Source organism: Paenisporosarcina cavernae (assembly GCF_003595195.1).
Lineage (GTDB): Bacteria > Bacillota > Bacilli > Bacillales_A > Planococcaceae > Paenisporosarcina > Paenisporosarcina cavernae.
In genome coordinates, this window is sequence record NZ_CP032418.1 from 2,025,619 (window position 1) to 2,041,894 (window position 16,276).

A 16,276-nucleotide genomic window follows, 5' to 3' on the forward strand; every position below is an offset into this window, starting at 1 on the left:
ACTATACTTTCCCTTCATTCTGGTTTTATCAGTACGAAGGATTTTTCCGTCGATACTTCCACTGTTGATATTGAAATCGGATAAAACACCCTACACAGAAGCCCATAATCGCTATAAACGCAGCTAATCCAACCATTATTGTAGAAATGATGGAAAGAATAGTGAAGTGAAAGATTCCACTTACTATAGCAATTGTCAAAAAAGTTAATGCGATATATTGATTAAATTTCTGTTGATCTCTGTCCTCTTGAATGTAAGTGTTTAATGGTTTGGACAGAAACAATTTAGTGATTTTCATGATTGGATGAAAACCGAAAGCTAACTGACTTATTCCGAAAACAAGCGGAACAATAAGAATCCAGTGGTTTTGAAAAATCAACGCAGCCAAAACAGATAACACAATAGTCCATTGATTCGCTAATACTAACGGTTTAGGTATTGTTTGCATATTAATCCCTACTTTTTTGATTGGTTTTATATAGATTATACATACAATAGCGATTCTGTGCCAGAGATAGACATTCGTCGATTTATTTCCCGGGAAATAGACATGTTCAGACATGAAAAAAGCACTATCTAAGATAGCGCTTCGTTTCATTTATCTTCTTTTCACATCGTGTTCTAGCATTCCATACATGTAATGATCTTCCCATTTCCCATTAATAAAAAGAAGTTCTCGAAGTAATCCTTCTCTAGTAAAGCCTGCTTTTTCGAGCACTTTAATAGATCCTATATTACGAGGTGACACATATGCTTCAATTCGGTGCAAACGGAGCTTTTTCCATCCAAAGCTAGTGACTAACCTTACTGCTTCAGTTCCGTACCCAAAACCTGCCCAATCCTTATCAATAGAATAACCGACAAACGCACTTAGAAAAGGGTGTCGCTTTACTCCATACATAGAAATATTGCCAATCAGTTCACTTGTTTTTGCATCAAAAATCCCAAAATTAAATTCTCTGCCCTTCGACGTTTCAATGAGTATTTCTCGAATACGTTCTCTTTGCGTTTCGACAGTATAGTAAGCATCTTCATGGCGTGGTTCAAATTCAGACCAATAGTGTCGATTTCTACCGACTAAAAATGCCATGCGGATAGCATCTTCCTCTCGCAATGTACGCAAATAACACTTCTTACCTTCCATTAAATGATACATACTGTCACCTTACTTCTTCGTCAATGACAAAAATTCTGTAACGTCCTCTTCACACAGTGCAATTCCTTTTTCCCAAAATGCGAGTTGTGTAATGTCTTCTTGAAGGTGTTTCATTGCTAAATCCTCCACGGTCATACTCGCTGTATCTTTTAATAAATCGATATACTTCGACTCAAAAGCAGTTCCTTCTTCTTTTGCCTTCGCATAGATACTTAAGCTAAATAAGTATCCGAATGTATATGGGAAGTTATAGAATGGTACGCCTGTAATGTAGAAATGCAGCTTAGATGCCCAAAAATGTGGATGAACATCACCTAAGGCATCACCAAATGCTTCCCGTTGCGCTTCTTCCATCAACGTATTTAATCGCTCTGCTGAAACGATCCCCTCTTTTCGCTCCTCATAGAAACGAGTTTCAAATAAGAATCGAGCATAAATATTCATAAATAAAGCGACGCTTCTTTGAATTTTATCTTCTAGTAAGGCAATTTTTTCTTCCTTCGACGATGCTTCCTTTACAGACGCATCAGCAACAATCATTTCAGCAAATGTAGATGCCGTCTCAGCAACACCCATTGCATAATTTGTATTCATCCAATGAACATCTTTCATTGCATAGGAATGAAATGCATGACCAAGCTCATGTGCAAGTGTTGCGACATTTGACATCGTGCCACTATACGTCATAAAAATACGCGATTCTTGATCTAGTGGCATATAGGTGCAGAATCCACCTGGTCGTTTATTATCACGATCCTCAGCTTCAATCCACTCTTTTTCAAAAGCACCCCTTGAAAACGACTCTAGCTCAGGTCCGAATTTCTTAAAATGTTTCAGGATAAACTCAGCACCTTCTTGGTAGTTCACTTTTGAATTTGCACTAGATACTGGCGCATCTAAGTCATACCAATTTAAGTTTTCTACTCCTAGCATTTCTGCTTTGCGGTTCATATAGTCTACAAATAGGGATTTATGCGCAGCAATTGCTCCCCACATCGCTTTTAACGTTTCTTCACTCATACGATTAATCATTAACGGTTCTTTTAATACAGAATCCCAACCACGCTTTTCGTACGTTGCTAAGCGGAAACCACCTAAATGATTTAACGTTTTTGCAAAAAACTCTTCTTTTTCTGCCCATGCTTTTTCCAATAAATCATGTGCTTCTTTACGTACAGCTGGATCTTCATGCGAGCTTAAATTGCTTGCTTGGCCGACTGAATACGACTTTGTCTCTCCATCAATCGTCATCGTGATGCGAACATCACTCACAAGCATGTCGTATAATTGACCCCAACCGTGGTAACCGTCTACTCCAAGCGCTGTAATTAGTTGCTCTTCTTTTTCTGATAAGCGTTCTGCTGTCCACATTTTCCATTCATTTAATACAAACGCAAAATTCTTTAAATCGTTCGACTCCATCAACTTTTCCCACACAACGTCATCTGTTTTAGACATTGTTTGTTGCACTAGCTGGAAACTCGTTGAAAATTTCGCATACAGTGCACTCATTTCAGATTGGAGAAGGGTTGCTTTTTTATCTTCCGTGTCTTGTGCTACAAAACAACCTATGACGGAGCTCGCTTGATCTAAATTTTTCTCCACACTAGCTGTTGCTTCAATTATTTCTGCAAGAGTAGCTGCATCGTCTGCGGAGCTAGGAATTTGTAAATTCTTTGCCTTTTTTTCGTACTCGGTAATTTCTTTTCGCAAGTTTTGCAAATGCTCTTTTAGCTGAGGCGAATCACTTCCGCCCGAAAAAAATGTGTTAACATCCCATTTTTCTGAATAAGTTACCATAAGAAAGTCCCCCATTATGTATCTAAATTTTCTGACATACATTCACATTATAGCATTCTACGCAAAGTAGTCGTATATGTTGTACAATAAGGAAAGATTATTTTTAGGAGGTGACGGACACTCGATGTATGTTTTATCTTTTATTGGCTGGTTAGCAGTAGTCATTGTGAACGCCTTATCGAATATTCTCCCTTTTAATGGACAAACAACTGGGGAAATCTCCAATAGAATTCCCGTTCTCTTTACTCCAGCAGGATATGTATTTTCGATTTGGTCTCTTATATACGTATTAGCTATACTATGGATTTACTTTCAGTGGAAGAACCGTCAAAACGAAACGCCGCATACGAGGAAACAACTAACTTTGTTTCTCCTGTCTTGTATTTGGAATATTTCATGGATTTTTAGCTGGCATTATGAATACTTCTTGCTATCCGTCATCATTATGCTCGCATTTTTGGTGACATTAATATTGCTTTACCACACGTATCCAAAAACCGGAAACAAGTGGTATGAAAAAATGCCAATATCCGTCTATCTAGGTTGGATCAGTGTTGCAACCATTGCGAACATTTCGTATGTACTTACGTATTATGAATGGAGCGGATGGGGATTAAGTGATCCGCTGTGGACGGTTATTATGATGACAATAGGAGCTGCATTGGCTCTTCATATTCGCTACCATGAATACGACATTGCCTACCCACTAGTCTTCATTTGGGCTTTCATCGGAATCGCTGTACGAAACGGTTTTGATGAATTACTCGTATCGACTGCCGCACTCTTTTTAGCTGCCGTTATCTTAGCAGGAATCCTTTTCATTAAGAAAAAAGAAAAATAAAATCGTTCGCATCAGGCGGACGATTTTTCCTTTTTCAGAAGATAATTTAGCGAACTACTGAGAAGTACTGATAGGTTTATTGTGAGTTTGACATGTGTATGTTGGAAAATCAATCGTCTACGCCCGAGAATCGATCGCCTACCGCTGAGAATCGATCGCCTACCGCTGAGAATCGATCGCCTACCGCTGAGAATCGATCGCTCTCCATGTCTTCACGAAAAAAGCTGACGCAATGTTTGCGTCAGCTTCCTCTTATTTCGTTAAGATAATTGGTTCGTCTTTTGTGACGATGATGGTGTGTTCAATTTGCGCTACATTTGATTTATCCGCAGTGATAAATGTCCATCCATCGCCAGACTCGATGATGTGCTCCGCTTTTTCGGAAATGAATGGTTCTACGGCAAGGACCATGCCTTCTTTTAGAATTGTCGTTTCCCATGCATCAAAGTAGTTTAAGATGTGTTGTGGTTCTTCGTGTAATGATTTTCCTACACCATGACCTGTTAAGTTCATGATGACATTAAATCCGTTGTCTCTAGCTTCACGTTGCACAGCTTTTCCGATTTGGTTCAGCTTCGCACCCGCTTTTACTTTCAGCATTGCTCGATCAAACGAGGATTTCGCTACTTCACATAATTTTTCTTTTTTCGCGTCTTCTCCAACGACGAATGAAATTCCTGTATCCGCAAAATAGCCGTTGTACGATCCGGATACATCGATATTCACTAAGTCGCCATCTTTAATGACGCGTGACCCTGGAATGCCATGTGCCACTTCTTCATTGACACTAATGCACGTATATCCTGGGAAGTCATATTCCCCTTTAGGACCGGATATCGCTCCCATTTCCTCAAACATTTTCCCGCCGAGTTCGTCAATATCTTTTGTCGTGACGCCTGGCTTCGTATATGCTTTCATCGCGTCGCGAATCTCAGCAACGATCTTCCCTATTTTGTGTAACGACTCAAAGTCTTCTGTTGTTTTTGCAATCATGGAACTAAAACCCTTCTCTCGTGAAAATATCTAGTCCCTATCATACCATATGCACAACACACGTCGAACAATTTATGCTGTTTTTGCTTCTAATAACCTAGGGGCAGCAGCGAATAATAATCCACAAACGATTCCGGTTAATAAAACAAGCGGAATCATATATGTCGCGTTATATACTGCGGAGTAAATAAGCGCATTTCCTTCTGCATACATCCCCCAGAAAAAGTAGCCTGCGATAACATGAATCACGTAACGAATAGCACCTGCAAATATTACACCGACTATGACAGCCCCAATCATTTTTCCTTTTGAGCCTTCTTCAAATCCTTCATCAAATCGGTTTTTCATTACTCCAGCCAAACCAATTACCATGAATGCCACAATATATTCTAATACTACTTGTAAAATGACAAATTCAAACGATAATGGTGTAATGCTCATCATCCCAGTTACGATTTGTAGCAATCCAAACAAGGCTCCTGTCGCCATGCCTGCACCAATTCCTCGTCGGAAAGCCATGATCACAATCGGGATCATTGCAAGACTAACTGCACCACCTTGCGGCATACTCCATTTCACGAAATCTAGCGCAAAAGCAAGCGCTGCAAAAATCGCAATTTCAACCATCCAAACTAACTTCTTATTTCTCATTCCTTCTCCTCCTAAACGATGTAGTGTGGAGGGCGATGGCACAAAAAAAAGACATCAAGGACAGAGCCCTGACATCTGATTGTCGGTTTCCATCCACATCCCTGCGCAAGTATTAACTTACAGGTTCAAAGAGTTAGAGCAATCGCTCAGTCTCAGCCAAAAAGGCACCCCTTGTGGTAGCTACATCTTATTAAATTACATTCCCATTATACAAATACAAGATTTCAAAAGCAACCTATGTTTATAATAGGGAAAAAGGAGGGGCTCGTATGATTGAATTATTGAAAGACTTGATTTCCATTAAAAGTGATACGCTAGCAGGAGCAAACGAAGCACTTCAATATTGCTCCGAATGGCTCACTAAGCATTCTATCACCCATGAAGTATTAGAAAACAAAGGAAAGCTAATGCTAGAAGCCCGAATTGGTTCAGGAGATTCCACGATAATTTGGAATGGCCATGTGGATGTTGTTCCTGGGAATGAAGAGCAGTTTATCCCACGTTTAGAAGGCGACAAATTATACGGACGTGGTGCAGCAGACATGAAAGCCGGGGTCGCAGCAATGATGGAAGCATTTCGTCGTATATCGGAAGACCCTACTTCTCTCTCCCACTGCATTCTATTGCATATTGTGACCGATGAGGAAACAGGCGGAATGGATACATCTGGCTACCTAGTCGAACAAGGACGCACCGGTGATTTTGTCATCTGCGGGGAACCGACACATTTAGAGCTGAGTATTCAATCTAAAGGCATGGTGGATTTAGATATTAATTTCCATGGAAAAGCGGCTCACGGCTCGCGTCCTTGGCAAGGGGTGAACGCAATTGAGATGGCATATGATTTCCACGAGAAAATGCAGCAATTACCGTTTACGAAGGCGAACAATGAGTTTTACGAAAGTCCCTCGATCAATTTAGCAAAGATATCGGCTGGCAACCGTTACAATGTAGTTCCGGATTGCTGTGAAGTCTCGTATGACATCCGCTTTGTGCCGGGGCAAGATCCAGAAGAAATCGTCAAAGAGCTTACGGAGCTCGCAACTTCCCTTCATTCCAAAAACGAACTGGAGATTTACGGGATTTCGCCTGCTGTGACTACTGAGCGCTCGAGTGAGTACGTTCAAACGCTTGCGAAGATTACGGCCGATGTGCGGGAAACAGAACCGACTATTTTTGGACAACACGGCGCTGCGGATACACGCTATTATGCGGAGACTGGGGCTGGTGCGATTGAATTTGGCCCTTCTGGGGAAGACTGGCATGGACCGGAAGAATTTGTGTATGTGTCCTCTGCCTTGCAGTTTGTCGAAATTTTGGTGAGACAGGCGACGACGTGAATCTTTTTCGGATTTCGTTCGTAAAGGAGTGTAGAGGGAGTGATTGTGTTGGAGAACAGTCGTATATTATCTGCACTTTGTTATTTTAGCGTGTTTTTCGCGCCGTTCTTATTACCGATTATTGTGTTTTTTATCACGCCAGATGAGCTAGTGAAACATCATGCGAAGCGGTCATTAATTTCTCATCTCATCCCAATTGCACTTGGTATCTTTGGGGCAATAGGATTTAGTCTATTGTTTGCTGGAGTGTCGTATGCGGGTGACGCGGGATACAGTGGTAGTGGAATTGGTTTTGCTGCTGGATTGCCAATCATCATGGTACTTTTATATGGTATTCTTTCGTTGGTCATCCTGATCTGGAATGTAGTTCAAGGCATCAAAGTGCTTCAAGAATAGGTTTTATGACATCTTTTCTAGGGAATACTACCATTACTAATGTGAGTAGGGAGAGATGAAGATGAAGCTAGGTAGGTTAGTAAAAACAGCAATTAAGTACGCACCGATCATTATCCCCATCGTCAAAAAAGTGATGGATAAGAAGAAAACTAATGGTGTTAGACGTTCGTATAAATAATGGTTAAATTGTAAATCCCCACGGACTTTCGTCCATGGGGATTTTCATGTCGAGAATGTATAATTATTATAAATATCAATTTGATATTATAATTAATAATTTATGAGCGTTGAAAGTTTCTTTATGAGCGGCCAATCTCTACTTATAAGCGTTCAATCCGTTTTATAAACGTTCACGGTCAACTTATGATCGCTTCAATTAAAACGCCCAGTTTCCTTCGCGGAAGATTGCTACTTCAGTGCCATCTTCTTGAATTCCGTCGATATCCATGTGTTCGCTTCCAATCATAAAGTCTTCATGTGTGATGGAGACATTCAATCCGGCTGCTTTAATTTGTTCTTCGTTCATATCGCGGCCACCTTCGATACAAGTCGGGTATGCTTCTCCTATTGCCAAGTGGTTAGATGCGTTTTCATCAAATAATGTATTGAAGAAAAGGATGTTCGAATCGGAGATTGGTGATTTGTGCGGTACTAATGCAATTTCACCTAAGTACGCAGATCCTTCATCGTTTGAAATCATTTCTTGTAGGATGTCATCACCAATTGCCGCATGCGCTTTGACAATTTTTCCGTTTTCAAATGTTAATTCGAATCCGTCGATGATGTTTCCTTGATACGCAAGAGGTTTCGTGTTTCGAACTACACCATTTACACCATTCTTAAGAGGTGCTGTATACACTTCTTCTGTCGGCATGTTCGCAATAAATGGCGTATTATCTGGTGTGCGACTTGCTCCTGACATCCAAATATGGTTTTTTGGAAGTTCAATACTTAAGTCTGTTCCTGGTGCACGGTACACTAATTTTGCAAAGCGTTTTTCATTTAACATCGCTGCGCGAGATTCCAACGCATCCACGTGTGCTTTCCATTGTTCCACGGCAGTTCCTTCTCCGATACGAACCGCTTTAAAAATAGCATCCCATAGTGCAGGAACTTGCTCTTCTTCCGGTAGGTTCGGGAATACTTTTGCTGCCCATTTAGGAGATGGAATTGCAACAATCGACCAAGCAATTTTGTCCGTCATCGTCGCTTGGCGGAACTTTTCAAGTGCTTTCCCAAATGCTTTCGAGCGTTCTGATAAGCGCTTCACGGATACGCCAGTGAGTGCATCTGGATCTTCTGCATCTATCCACAAACTTGCGCCTTTTTGATCGACTAAATAGTCACGTTGCGCAACGATCCAAGAAGGAATATTACTCATTTGGTCTTCTGGTGCTAATTCGTAAAATGCACGATTAATTTTTTCATCCGTAAACTGAACATGGACATAGCCAGCTCCAGCTTCATACGCTTTTTCTACAACTAAGCGAGTAAATTCTAACGTTTCCGTTGTTGTTCCAATACTTAAATATTGCCCCTTTTGAATGTTAACTCCAACACGCACTGCAAGTTCTGCGTATTCGGCCATTTTTTCGTGAAAATTCATGATTATTTCCCTCTTTTCTCTGTAATTGTCTTTGAGGAACCCTCTATTAAATCCCCGCGATGCCATACTTTCTGAACAGGTTTCGATGGAAGTTCTTTCGTCCATTTTTTGTAATTCTTCTCGTCAGAATAGGATAATAATGACAGTACTTCCCCGTCCGCTCCTGCACGACCAGTTCGCCCGGACCGATGTAAATACGGTTCGATACTTCTTGGGACGTCAACATGAATAACATGTGTGACACCTTCAATGTCTAGACCACGAGCCGCTAAGTCTGTTGACATTAATATCGCCACTTCGCCTTTTCGAAAGCTATCCATCGCTTTTTTCCGCTCTTCTTTTTTCATCTCGGAATGAAGTGCAACAATCTTCGCATCACGGAATGCCAGCTTTGTTTCTTTCATCAACAACTGATCGAGGTTATTCACGAACGCGAGTCCCTTCATTCCCGGGAGGTGAGACAATCGTCGAAGTAAATCAGTTTTGTCTCGTTCATCAACTTTAACATATGAGTGGACGACTTTCCCAACTGCAGGCAGCTCGTCGTTTGTGACCGTAATTCTAACAGGATCTTGAAGCAGTCTATCTGACACTAATTCAATTTCTTCTGTAATGGTTGCGGATACAATCGCTGTTTGTGCTTTCGCGCCTTGTAAAAAGCCTTTTACCATGTCACGATTTTCACGGGCTAATAGCTGATCTCCTTCATCCAAAATAATCGTTTGAATCTCATGAAGCTTCAGCTTTTTTGCTTTCACTAGCTCTTGTAATCTTCCAGGAGTTCCTACCACGATCGTTGGTTTTTTCTTCAGCTTTTCAATTTGACGTTGCATATTCGCTCCGCCAATCAGTTGTGTGACGGTAATGTCAGTTCCTTGCACCCATTCACGAACCACTTCGACAATTTGCATCGATAATTCTTGCGAAGGAGCAACAATTAAGGCTTGCGTATTTTTCTTTGTGGCATCTACTTTTTGCAAAATTGGTAGTACATACGCGAGCGTTTTTCCTGAACCAGTCGGGCTCATCGCCACAACGTCTTTGCCTTCAAGTAATGCTGGAATCATTTTCGTTTGAATGGGCATTTCCGCAGAGAATGACCATTTTTTTTGTAATTCTTCATTTAACAAAGGGAGAAATGACATCGCAATCCCCTCCTATTCCGGATTCACTACATCATAGCCACAAGCAACAATCGCCGCTTCAGCCAAAACAAGTAGTGAATCAATATATTTTTCGCTTAGTGCTAGTTCTTCTCGAACAATCGAAAGCTCCGTGCATCCGAGAATGAAGGACTCGCACCCTTTTTGTTCCATTGCATGAATAATCGTTTCCCAGTTCTCACGATTTGTTGGTTTGCCTGCTTTTACATCGTCATAAATAACCGACATCACCAGCTCTTGAATGTCATTATCCGGGATAATGGTTTCTACTCCAACTTCTTCGAACGCTTGTTGGTACACCTTCGAAAAAATTGTCCCTGATGTTGCCAATATCCCTACGCGCTTCACACCTAAACTCACGGTTTTTTTTGCAGTTTCACGTATCATGTGAAGAACTGGAATATCTAGCTGTTCTTGAATCTCCTCGTAAAAGCTATGCGCCGTATTACACGGAATAGCCAATACATCAACGCCAAACGCCGTGAGTTTTTTTCCGTCTTCGACCATCTTAGGAACAGGACTCGGTTTTGCATTGTCCAAAATGTGTGCGGTTCGATCAGGTATCGAGGTATTGTTGGAAATGACGAATGGCAAATGATCCTGATCTTTTGCAGCTTTCGTATGTTTCACAATCATCTCCCCAAGCAACATCGTCGCAAGTGGACCAACGCCACCAATGATTCCTAATGTTTTTTTCATTACTCGGACAGTCCTTTGTTGTTGAAGTATTTCTTGTATTTACGGTAATAATTCAGGTTGTTCATCATCAACTTCATCCAGCGTTGCCAGTGGAAATCTTTCTTGTAAAACAAATGATTCGTTACTTTTCCTTGGGCAATTAACTTCTTCGCTTTATCTAGTAACGCGCCGTTTTGTGCGTATTTAAACAGCACACCTTTCGGGATAATCATCCATAAATGCTCATCTTTCGCATACGTTAGTTCTTGCGGCACATTGAAAATGTGGTCATCTGCGACATACTTCATTAAATTATGTCCACTCGCGGTTACGTAATAGCTGCTACGACCATTTCGAAGGTTGATCTCAAACAATTTGTATTGTCCGTCGCGAGAATCATATTTCATATCAAAATTCGCACACCCAACATAGCCGATGTCTTCTAAGAAAAAGCGCACTTTGTCGAGCAATGCTTCATCAAATGTATTGATAATTGCTGCATAGCTCCCGATTCCTTCTGGAGAATGTTCTTCTAGGATTGGGTTTCCAAGTGACATAAGCTTCACTTTTCCATCCTTTCCAACGTATGCATTTAACACACGCATATACGAATCGTCTCCAGGGATGAATTCCTGAATGGTTAAGTTATCCTGGTACGGCGAGTTATAAATCGCTGTTAAAATTGCCGTTTTTTCTGCTTCATCATGCGCTACGAACACTTTTTTCTTTCCTGGGAATGAAACATTCCAATACGCTACAGAGTTCGAAGGTTTAATAATAATTGGATACTGGAAATCTAGCTCGAGCGTATCCTTCGTTTCAGGTGTACAAATGGTTGTTTTCGGATACGAAAAGCCGTACTTTTCACACATTTCATAGAAATTTTCTTTTAAGACAATTTGATTCATTAATGTTTCGTCAATATAAGGAACGGTGTAGTAATGGGAAAGTTCCGATTTGTTTTTGATAATCAATTTCGCGTAATCATCTCCACATGCCATTAATAATAACGGCATATTTGGATGATGACTCGCCACTTGAATAAGGGCAGGAACAAATACTTTGTCCGTATTTAAATCTGGAATCACTTCAAAATCTAAAATACTGCTATGTTGTGTCGCTGTTAAGTTTGCACGTCCTAATACAAGAGGTTTCACACCATACGCTTCATGAAACGCGCGTGCCATTCCATATGCATTCATATCTGAACCGAGTAATACCGGTAAAAAAGCTGTAGTCGTCATAATATCTCACTTTCTTCTTATATACTTTTCCATCCAAAAGTATACCATTAAATGGCCTAATTAGAAAAACCCATCTTTGCAGATGGACTTTGCGTTGAAAATTTCCCATCATTCTTTCAAAATCGCCCATATGGAAGGTGTTTTTACCCATAGGAACCGAAAACTTCCCATAGCGGATTCATTTTTTCCCATAGAGGTCGAAAAATTGCCCATTGAGTACAATTCCTAGTTCATTTTTGTGATTGGCAATAAAAAAAGGGAAAATCGACAATCCGATTTCCCCTTCCAAGTTAAAACGCGTTACATTTGTTGTACATCGATGATGTTATTTCATATTGGATGAATCTTTATCAATTGTTTCTTTCATTAATTCAAATAAAGATAATTCATATAATTGTTTTCCTTCTACTTTAAAAACACCGTTTTCCACTAAATCATCGATGACGTGTGATTTTTTGTTTTCTAGTGAGTTTTCTTTTGGTGCAAACATGCGTCATTCTCCTTTAAATCTTTCTAGCATGTTTACTATACCCGTTAGTCATCGTTTAAAACGTTCTCTTACAGTTTCCGGAATGATGGGAATGATGGCCCATCCAATCATCGTTCCAAGGGTATTCAACCATAAATCATCCACATCGCTACTCCGCATTTGAGGAAGCTGGAGAAGCTCAATGGACAACGAAAGGAGAAATCCAGTGGCAATATTCACAAAGAAGTGTTCTCCTTTTCGCGACAAAAGTGCCACGAAAAATCCGATAGGAATAAACATGAGAATATTCCCTAAAAAGTTGATGAAGAATGGTTCCCATAAATTTAAATACTTAATCGCATTGTACGTTTCCACGATCACTCGAAATGGCTCCGTATTGATGGCTTGATGATGCCCATTTGACATGAAAATTGTCGTTCCACTGTAACTTATTTTCGGGAAAATCGTTTGAGATAATAATCCGATGAGGAATAATAAAAAAGCATAGATACCAATTTCTCGCAACAACTTTACTTGTCGATGCCGCTTTTTCCAAATGATGTAGCGATAAATAGCAACAATTGGCAACACAAGTAACATATATAATCCCATCGAGGATAAGTACGATAGTATAATGTGCATAGGGATTCTCATTTCTTAAAAGAGTTACGTTTAGTCTATTGCAATTCACCTATCGATTCAAGAATAGAAGGAGGTGGCGGTGATGAAATTTCTAATTCGCTTATTGTTGCTGGTTGTAATTTTGTATGCACTTAGCCCGTTTTGGAGAGGTCCGGCAAGTCAATATATCGACGTTTCATGGCTTGATCCAATCGATGCGCAAATGGCGGAATGGTGGGATGACTTAAAAGCAAATCCATATGTAAAGGAAATAGCGAATGACTTACGAAATGAAACGACCGAGATAAAAGAAAAAATACCCGCTCCTACTCTTGAAAAACCAGATACCGAATTATTTGCCGTCAACAATATTCAACTTGGGGATTCAGAAGATGATGTGATTTCTTTGTACGGTAAACCTGACCGAATCTCGATGAATGAATACAAGCAGTCTTGGTATACGTATCATCAAGACTATCAGCATTTTTTCATGCTGACATATGATGCAGAAAAAAAGGTAAACGGATTTTATACAAACCAAGATTTACTGTCATCGAAGGATGGTATAAAGTGGAAATCCTCGAAAGAGTCCATTCGCACACTTTACGGAGAACCTTTAAAAAGCATTCGGAAAGGGCTTGTGTCGTACATTATTTCGAATGAAGATATTGATACGTATTTGTTAGACGGACAATATGTAACTTTCTTTTACGATAAACATGCGAACAATGAGTTAACAGCTATCCAAGTTCTCTCCGAATCGATGGAAATGAAAAAAGAAGAAAATTACGCGGCTCCTAATCCGACGCTGGAAGAGGCATTCGCGGTGCAATTATTCGATCTTACAAATGCTGAACGTGTCAGTCACGGGTTAAGCGTATTGGAATGGAGTACTACTGCTGCTAAATCAGCAGTCCTTCATAGCTCTGATATGGCGAAAAATAACTATTTTGCCCATGAAAACTTATCAGGACAATCCCCTTTTGATCGTATGGAAGCACAAGGTCTCCGTTTTCGACTCGCTGGAGAAAATCTAGCATACGGACAAAATAGCAGTATTTTTGCACACGAAGGGTTGATGAACTCTCTCGGTCATAGGGAGAATATTTTATTAGCCGACTATACAAACCTAGGTGTGGGAGTCGACATCAACGACAAAAAACAACCTTATTACACGGAGAACTTTTTTGGAAAATAAAACTCCCTTCCTAGTAAAAACAGCGAGCAGAAACATGTTGTCATTCTGCTCGCCATTCCATTAACCAACAGTCTCGCTTAACCCCTTCATGCCATTCATGTTTGGGAAGAAGTTTAATCTGTTGAAACCCACACTTCTCATAGACCGCTACTGCTCTCCGGTTCTCCACTTGTGGATCTAATATGATTCTTTCTGCACCTAGCTCCTTTTGTAAAAAGCCGACCATAGTAGCCACCATTTTTGTACCGATTCCTTTGTTCCAGTAACTCGTTTCTCCGATAAACTGGTCCATTCCAAATACCTTCCCAGCAGGACTGTCATAGGAATATTCCTTTTGATGTTCCTTGTTCACTTCGTAATACTGAATGTATCCAATTGGCTGGCCATGATAGGAAACAATGCAAGGAATCGCGATATCTTTTTCCTCTAGAAAAACTCGCCGAACTTTTTCTTCATCAAATGGATTGTCTCTACCTTCATAAAAGGCAAGTACGACAGGATCTTGTAGCCACTTCGCCATAAGGTGAATATGTTCGGTTGTCATAGGCAGAAATTCTATTTCATGTGAAGGCACATGTATCCCCCTTTCTAAATTTATTCCAATTATTTTACGATTGGACGTTTTGCGCAAGATTGCCAATCGAAAATAAATGCTTGTTGTCGGAGGGTTAAATTTTCCGGAAGTGACCCTGTTTCAAAAAACTGATGGTCATGGGACTCCTCTTTATTCGTCCGAATTTCTCCTTCGGGTACCTTACTTTGAAAGATAATTTGAATGCCATACACTTTGTCACCATTTGGATAAGTAGCAAATCCATTTTCACCGGAATAAATGCCAAAAAGCTCCAAATTTTCAACGATCAAACCTGTTTCCTCGAACACTTCGCGTTTAGCCGCTTCTTCAAACGTTTCGCCAATTTCCATCAACCCGCCTGGTATGCACCAGCTGTCTTCGTCTTTGCGATGTTGCAAAAGTATCGAATTGCCTTTTTCTAAAATGACACCACAACCTACCGTTAAGAGCATATCTGAACCAATTTTCTTTCGTATTTGGCGAATATAATCCATTTATCGTAACCCCCTTTTGTCTTTAGCGTATCATAAAAACCCTCTACCATTTCATCGGTAGAGGGTGCTCGACATTTTCATCTATTCCGCTTTTTTAGCGGTAATCACTAATTTACCTTTTGCATGATGTGTTTCACTCACTGCATGTGCATCTTGCACACCTTTTTCAGTTAAAGGAAATTCTTGTCCAATAATTGGCTGTAATTTCTTTTCTTCAAATAGTGTTGCGAGAAGTTGAAGTTGTTCTCCGTTTGGCTCTAACCAAACGAGTCCCGCTTTCACTTCTTTTTCTTTTGCAAGGTGTTCATCTGGGGGTTGGACGATTGATACGAGTGTCCCGCCTTTCTTTAACACCTCAAAACTTTTTGTTTGGATGTCTCCACCCATTGTATCTAAAACGATATCTAGGTCATTTACTACATCCCAGAAATTCTCTTCTTTGTAATTAATCACACGGTCTGCCCCTAGTGATGTCAGAAACTCGATATTTTTCCCGCTTGCAGTCGTGTATACATACGCACCATATGCTTTCGCAAGTTGAATAGCAAACGTTCCTACACCACCAGCACCTGCATGGATTAATACGCGATTTCCTTCTTTTATGGAGCTGAAGTCGACTAAGCATTGATATGCTGTCAGTCCTGCAAGAGGAATTGCAGCCGCTTCTTCAAATGTCATGGAATCAGGCATTTTTGCTATCAAGTTTTCATCTACTGCTACATATTCTGCGTACGTACCACGATTTGTTGTCGCAGGTCGTGCAAATACGCGTTCGCCAATTTCCACGTTGTCTACAGCTTTGCCTTTTTCTTTTACAACGCCTGCCACATCCCAACCTAAAATAATAGGAAATTCAAATGGCATCATTTCTTTTAAATAGCCTTCTCGAACTTTCCAGTCAATTGGATTGACAGAAGTGGCGTATACTTCCACTAATACTTGATTGTCCTGCAAATTGGGCATTTCCATTTCCTGTTCTTTTAAAACTTCTTTCCCACCGTACGATTGAATGACTACTGCTTTCATCAAATCTCCTCCATTCATTAATGAAA

The 16,276-nt window shown here is 40.3% G+C and carries 18 protein-coding genes and 1 riboswitch; of the genes, 4 read left to right on the plus strand and 14 right to left on the minus strand.

Translation table 11 applies throughout. The features are described 5' to 3' along the window. Nucleotides 1-28: 28 nt before the first annotated feature. The 3 genes from D3873_RS10475 to D3873_RS10485 all read right to left on the minus strand — a co-directional run bounded on the left by D3873_RS10475 (nt 29) and on the right by D3873_RS10485 (nt 2,956). Entirely contained in the window at nt 29-448 is a 420-nt protein-coding gene (locus D3873_RS10475; protein WP_119884532.1) for a DUF4395 domain-containing protein, read from the minus strand. Between the two features lie 150 nt (nt 449-598). Beyond that, nucleotides 599-1,156, minus strand: coding sequence for a GNAT family N-acetyltransferase (locus D3873_RS10480; RefSeq protein WP_119883973.1), 558 nt, complete (start codon nt 1,154-1,156; stop codon nt 599-601). Between the two features lie 9 nt (nt 1,157-1,165). Then, a complete protein-coding gene (locus tag D3873_RS10485; protein WP_238473770.1) occupies nt 1,166-2,956 on the minus strand; it encodes a M3 family oligoendopeptidase in 1,791 nt (596 codons plus the stop codon). Nucleotides 2,957-3,080: 124 nt separating this feature from the next. On the opposite strand from D3873_RS10485, the gene D3873_RS10490 reads away from it, so the two are divergent. Further along, the gene (locus tag D3873_RS10490; RefSeq protein WP_119883975.1) at nt 3,081-3,797 is read left to right on the plus strand and encodes a TspO/MBR family protein; all 717 of its coding nucleotides are present in this window, start codon (nt 3,081-3,083) and stop codon (nt 3,795-3,797) included. 252 nt (nt 3,798-4,049) lie between these two features. Here D3873_RS10490 and map read toward each other — a convergent pair whose 3' ends face one another. Together map and thiT are read right to left on the minus strand one after the other, a co-directional pair. Continuing rightward, entirely contained in the window at nt 4,050-4,790 is a 741-nt protein-coding gene (gene map / locus D3873_RS10495; protein ID WP_119883976.1) for a type I methionyl aminopeptidase, read from the minus strand. A 72-nt stretch (nt 4,791-4,862) separates the two neighbouring features. After that, nucleotides 4,863-5,441 carry an energy-coupled thiamine transporter ThiT gene (gene thiT / locus D3873_RS10500; RefSeq protein ID WP_119883977.1) on the minus strand — a complete coding sequence of 193 codons (579 nt, stop codon included), beginning with the start codon at nt 5,439-5,441 and terminating at the stop codon, nt 4,863-4,865. A gap of 81 nt (nt 5,442-5,522) precedes the next feature. Further along, a riboswitch (TPP riboswitch) is annotated at nt 5,523-5,623 on the minus strand. An 87-nt stretch (nt 5,624-5,710) separates the two neighbouring features. Here thiT and D3873_RS10505 point away from each other — a divergent pair. Both D3873_RS10505 and D3873_RS10510 read left to right on the plus strand, forming a co-directional pair. Then, nucleotides 5,711-6,781, plus strand: a complete 1,071-nt coding sequence (locus D3873_RS10505) for a M20 family metallopeptidase (protein WP_119883978.1) — start codon at nt 5,711-5,713, stop codon at nt 6,779-6,781. A gap of 48 nt (nt 6,782-6,829) precedes the next feature. Further along, nucleotides 6,830-7,177 carry a magnetosome magnetite crystal formation protein family gene (locus D3873_RS10510; protein ID WP_119884533.1) on the plus strand — a complete coding sequence of 116 codons (348 nt, stop codon included), beginning with the start codon at nt 6,830-6,832 and terminating at the stop codon, nt 7,175-7,177. Between the two features lie 376 nt (nt 7,178-7,553). Here the strand turns inward: D3873_RS10510 and D3873_RS10515 are convergent, their stop codons facing one another. From D3873_RS10515 to D3873_RS10540, 6 genes are all read right to left on the minus strand, one after another. Beyond that, nucleotides 7,554-8,783: an aminopeptidase gene (locus D3873_RS10515; protein WP_119883979.1), complete on the minus strand. Its 1,230-nt coding sequence runs from the start codon at nt 8,781-8,783 to the stop codon at nt 7,554-7,556. Between the two features lie 2 nt (nt 8,784-8,785). Further along, nucleotides 8,786-9,928 carry a DEAD/DEAH box helicase gene (locus D3873_RS10520; protein ID WP_119883980.1) on the minus strand — a complete coding sequence of 381 codons (1,143 nt, stop codon included), beginning with the start codon at nt 9,926-9,928 and terminating at the stop codon, nt 8,786-8,788. Nucleotides 9,929-9,940: 12 nt separating this feature from the next. After that, on the minus strand, nt 9,941-10,645 hold the full coding sequence (gene cuyB / locus D3873_RS10525) for a cysteate racemase (RefSeq protein ID WP_119883981.1): 705 nt from the start codon (nt 10,643-10,645) through the stop codon (nt 9,941-9,943). Further along, nucleotides 10,645-11,868 (minus strand): carboxylate--amine ligase, encoded by a 1,224-nt coding sequence (locus tag D3873_RS10530; RefSeq protein ID WP_119883982.1) that lies wholly within the window; start codon nt 11,866-11,868, stop codon nt 10,645-10,647. The genes cuyB and D3873_RS10530 overlap by 1 nt, the downstream gene beginning before the upstream one ends. A 325-nt stretch (nt 11,869-12,193) precedes the next feature. Next, complete coding sequence (locus D3873_RS10535) at nt 12,194-12,358, minus strand: Fur-regulated basic protein FbpA (RefSeq protein ID WP_119883983.1); 165 nt, start codon at nt 12,356-12,358, stop codon at nt 12,194-12,196. 48 nt (nt 12,359-12,406) lie between these two features. Next, the gene (locus D3873_RS10540; protein ID WP_119883984.1) at nt 12,407-12,979 is read right to left on the minus strand and encodes a VanZ family protein; all 573 of its coding nucleotides are present in this window, start codon (nt 12,977-12,979) and stop codon (nt 12,407-12,409) included. A gap of 82 nt (nt 12,980-13,061) precedes the next feature. Here D3873_RS10540 and D3873_RS10545 point away from each other — a divergent pair, with 82 nt between their 5' ends. Continuing rightward, the gene (locus D3873_RS10545) at nt 13,062-14,156 is read left to right on the plus strand and encodes a CAP domain-containing protein (RefSeq protein ID WP_119883985.1); all 1,095 of its coding nucleotides are present in this window, start codon (nt 13,062-13,064) and stop codon (nt 14,154-14,156) included. Nucleotides 14,157-14,196: 40 nt separating this feature from the next. Here the strand turns inward: D3873_RS10545 and D3873_RS10550 are convergent, their stop codons facing one another. The 3 genes from D3873_RS10550 to D3873_RS10560 form a co-directional block, all read right to left on the minus strand. Beyond that, nucleotides 14,197-14,730: a GNAT family N-acetyltransferase gene (locus D3873_RS10550; protein ID WP_238473771.1), complete on the minus strand. Its 534-nt coding sequence runs from the start codon at nt 14,728-14,730 to the stop codon at nt 14,197-14,199. Nucleotides 14,731-14,759: 29 nt separating this feature from the next. Next, entirely contained in the window at nt 14,760-15,224 is a 465-nt protein-coding gene (locus D3873_RS10555) for an NUDIX hydrolase (RefSeq protein ID WP_119883986.1), read from the minus strand. A gap of 81 nt (nt 15,225-15,305) precedes the next feature. Further along, nucleotides 15,306-16,250, minus strand: a complete 945-nt coding sequence (locus D3873_RS10560) for an NADP-dependent oxidoreductase (RefSeq protein WP_119883987.1) — start codon at nt 16,248-16,250, stop codon at nt 15,306-15,308. Nucleotides 16,251-16,276 lie beyond the last annotated feature (26 nt).

What these genes read in the sequence shown, in the direction of transcription:
- D3873_RS10475 (WP_119884532.1), bottom strand. Translation starts at nt 448, where the DNA reads ATGCAAACAATACCTAAACCGTTAGTATTAGCGAATCAATGGACTATT.
- D3873_RS10480 (WP_119883973.1), bottom strand. Translation starts at nt 1,156, where the DNA reads ATGTATCATTTAATGGAAGGTAAGAAGTGTTATTTGCGTACATTGCGA.
- D3873_RS10485 (WP_238473770.1), bottom strand. Translation starts at nt 2,956, where the DNA reads ATGGTAACTTATTCAGAAAAATGGGATGTTAACACATTTTTTTCGGGC.
- D3873_RS10490 (WP_119883975.1), top strand. Translation starts at nt 3,081, where the DNA reads ATGTATGTTTTATCTTTTATTGGCTGGTTAGCAGTAGTCATTGTGAAC.
- map (WP_119883976.1), bottom strand. Translation starts at nt 4,790, where the DNA reads ATGATTGCAAAAACAACAGAAGACTTTGAGTCGTTACACAAAATAGGG.
- thiT (WP_119883977.1), bottom strand. Translation starts at nt 5,441, where the DNA reads ATGAGAAATAAGAAGTTAGTTTGGATGGTTGAAATTGCGATTTTTGCA.
- D3873_RS10505 (WP_119883978.1), top strand. Translation starts at nt 5,711, where the DNA reads ATGATTGAATTATTGAAAGACTTGATTTCCATTAAAAGTGATACGCTA.
- D3873_RS10515 (WP_119883979.1), bottom strand. Translation starts at nt 8,783, where the DNA reads ATGAATTTTCACGAAAAAATGGCCGAATACGCAGAACTTGCAGTGCGT.
- D3873_RS10520 (WP_119883980.1), bottom strand. Translation starts at nt 9,928, where the DNA reads ATGTCATTTCTCCCTTTGTTAAATGAAGAATTACAAAAAAAATGGTCA.
- cuyB (WP_119883981.1), bottom strand. Translation starts at nt 10,645, where the DNA reads ATGAAAAAAACATTAGGAATCATTGGTGGCGTTGGTCCACTTGCGACG.
- D3873_RS10530 (WP_119883982.1), bottom strand. Translation starts at nt 11,868, where the DNA reads ATGACGACTACAGCTTTTTTACCGGTATTACTCGGTTCAGATATGAAT.
- D3873_RS10535 (WP_119883983.1), bottom strand. Translation starts at nt 12,358, where the DNA reads ATGTTTGCACCAAAAGAAAACTCACTAGAAAACAAAAAATCACACGTC.
- D3873_RS10540 (WP_119883984.1), bottom strand. Translation starts at nt 12,979, where the DNA reads ATGCACATTATACTATCGTACTTATCCTCGATGGGATTATATATGTTA.
- D3873_RS10545 (WP_119883985.1), top strand. Translation starts at nt 13,062, where the DNA reads ATGAAATTTCTAATTCGCTTATTGTTGCTGGTTGTAATTTTGTATGCA.
- D3873_RS10555 (WP_119883986.1), bottom strand. Translation starts at nt 15,224, where the DNA reads ATGGATTATATTCGCCAAATACGAAAGAAAATTGGTTCAGATATGCTC.
- D3873_RS10560 (WP_119883987.1), bottom strand. Translation starts at nt 16,250, where the DNA reads ATGAAAGCAGTAGTCATTCAATCGTACGGTGGGAAAGAAGTTTTAAAA.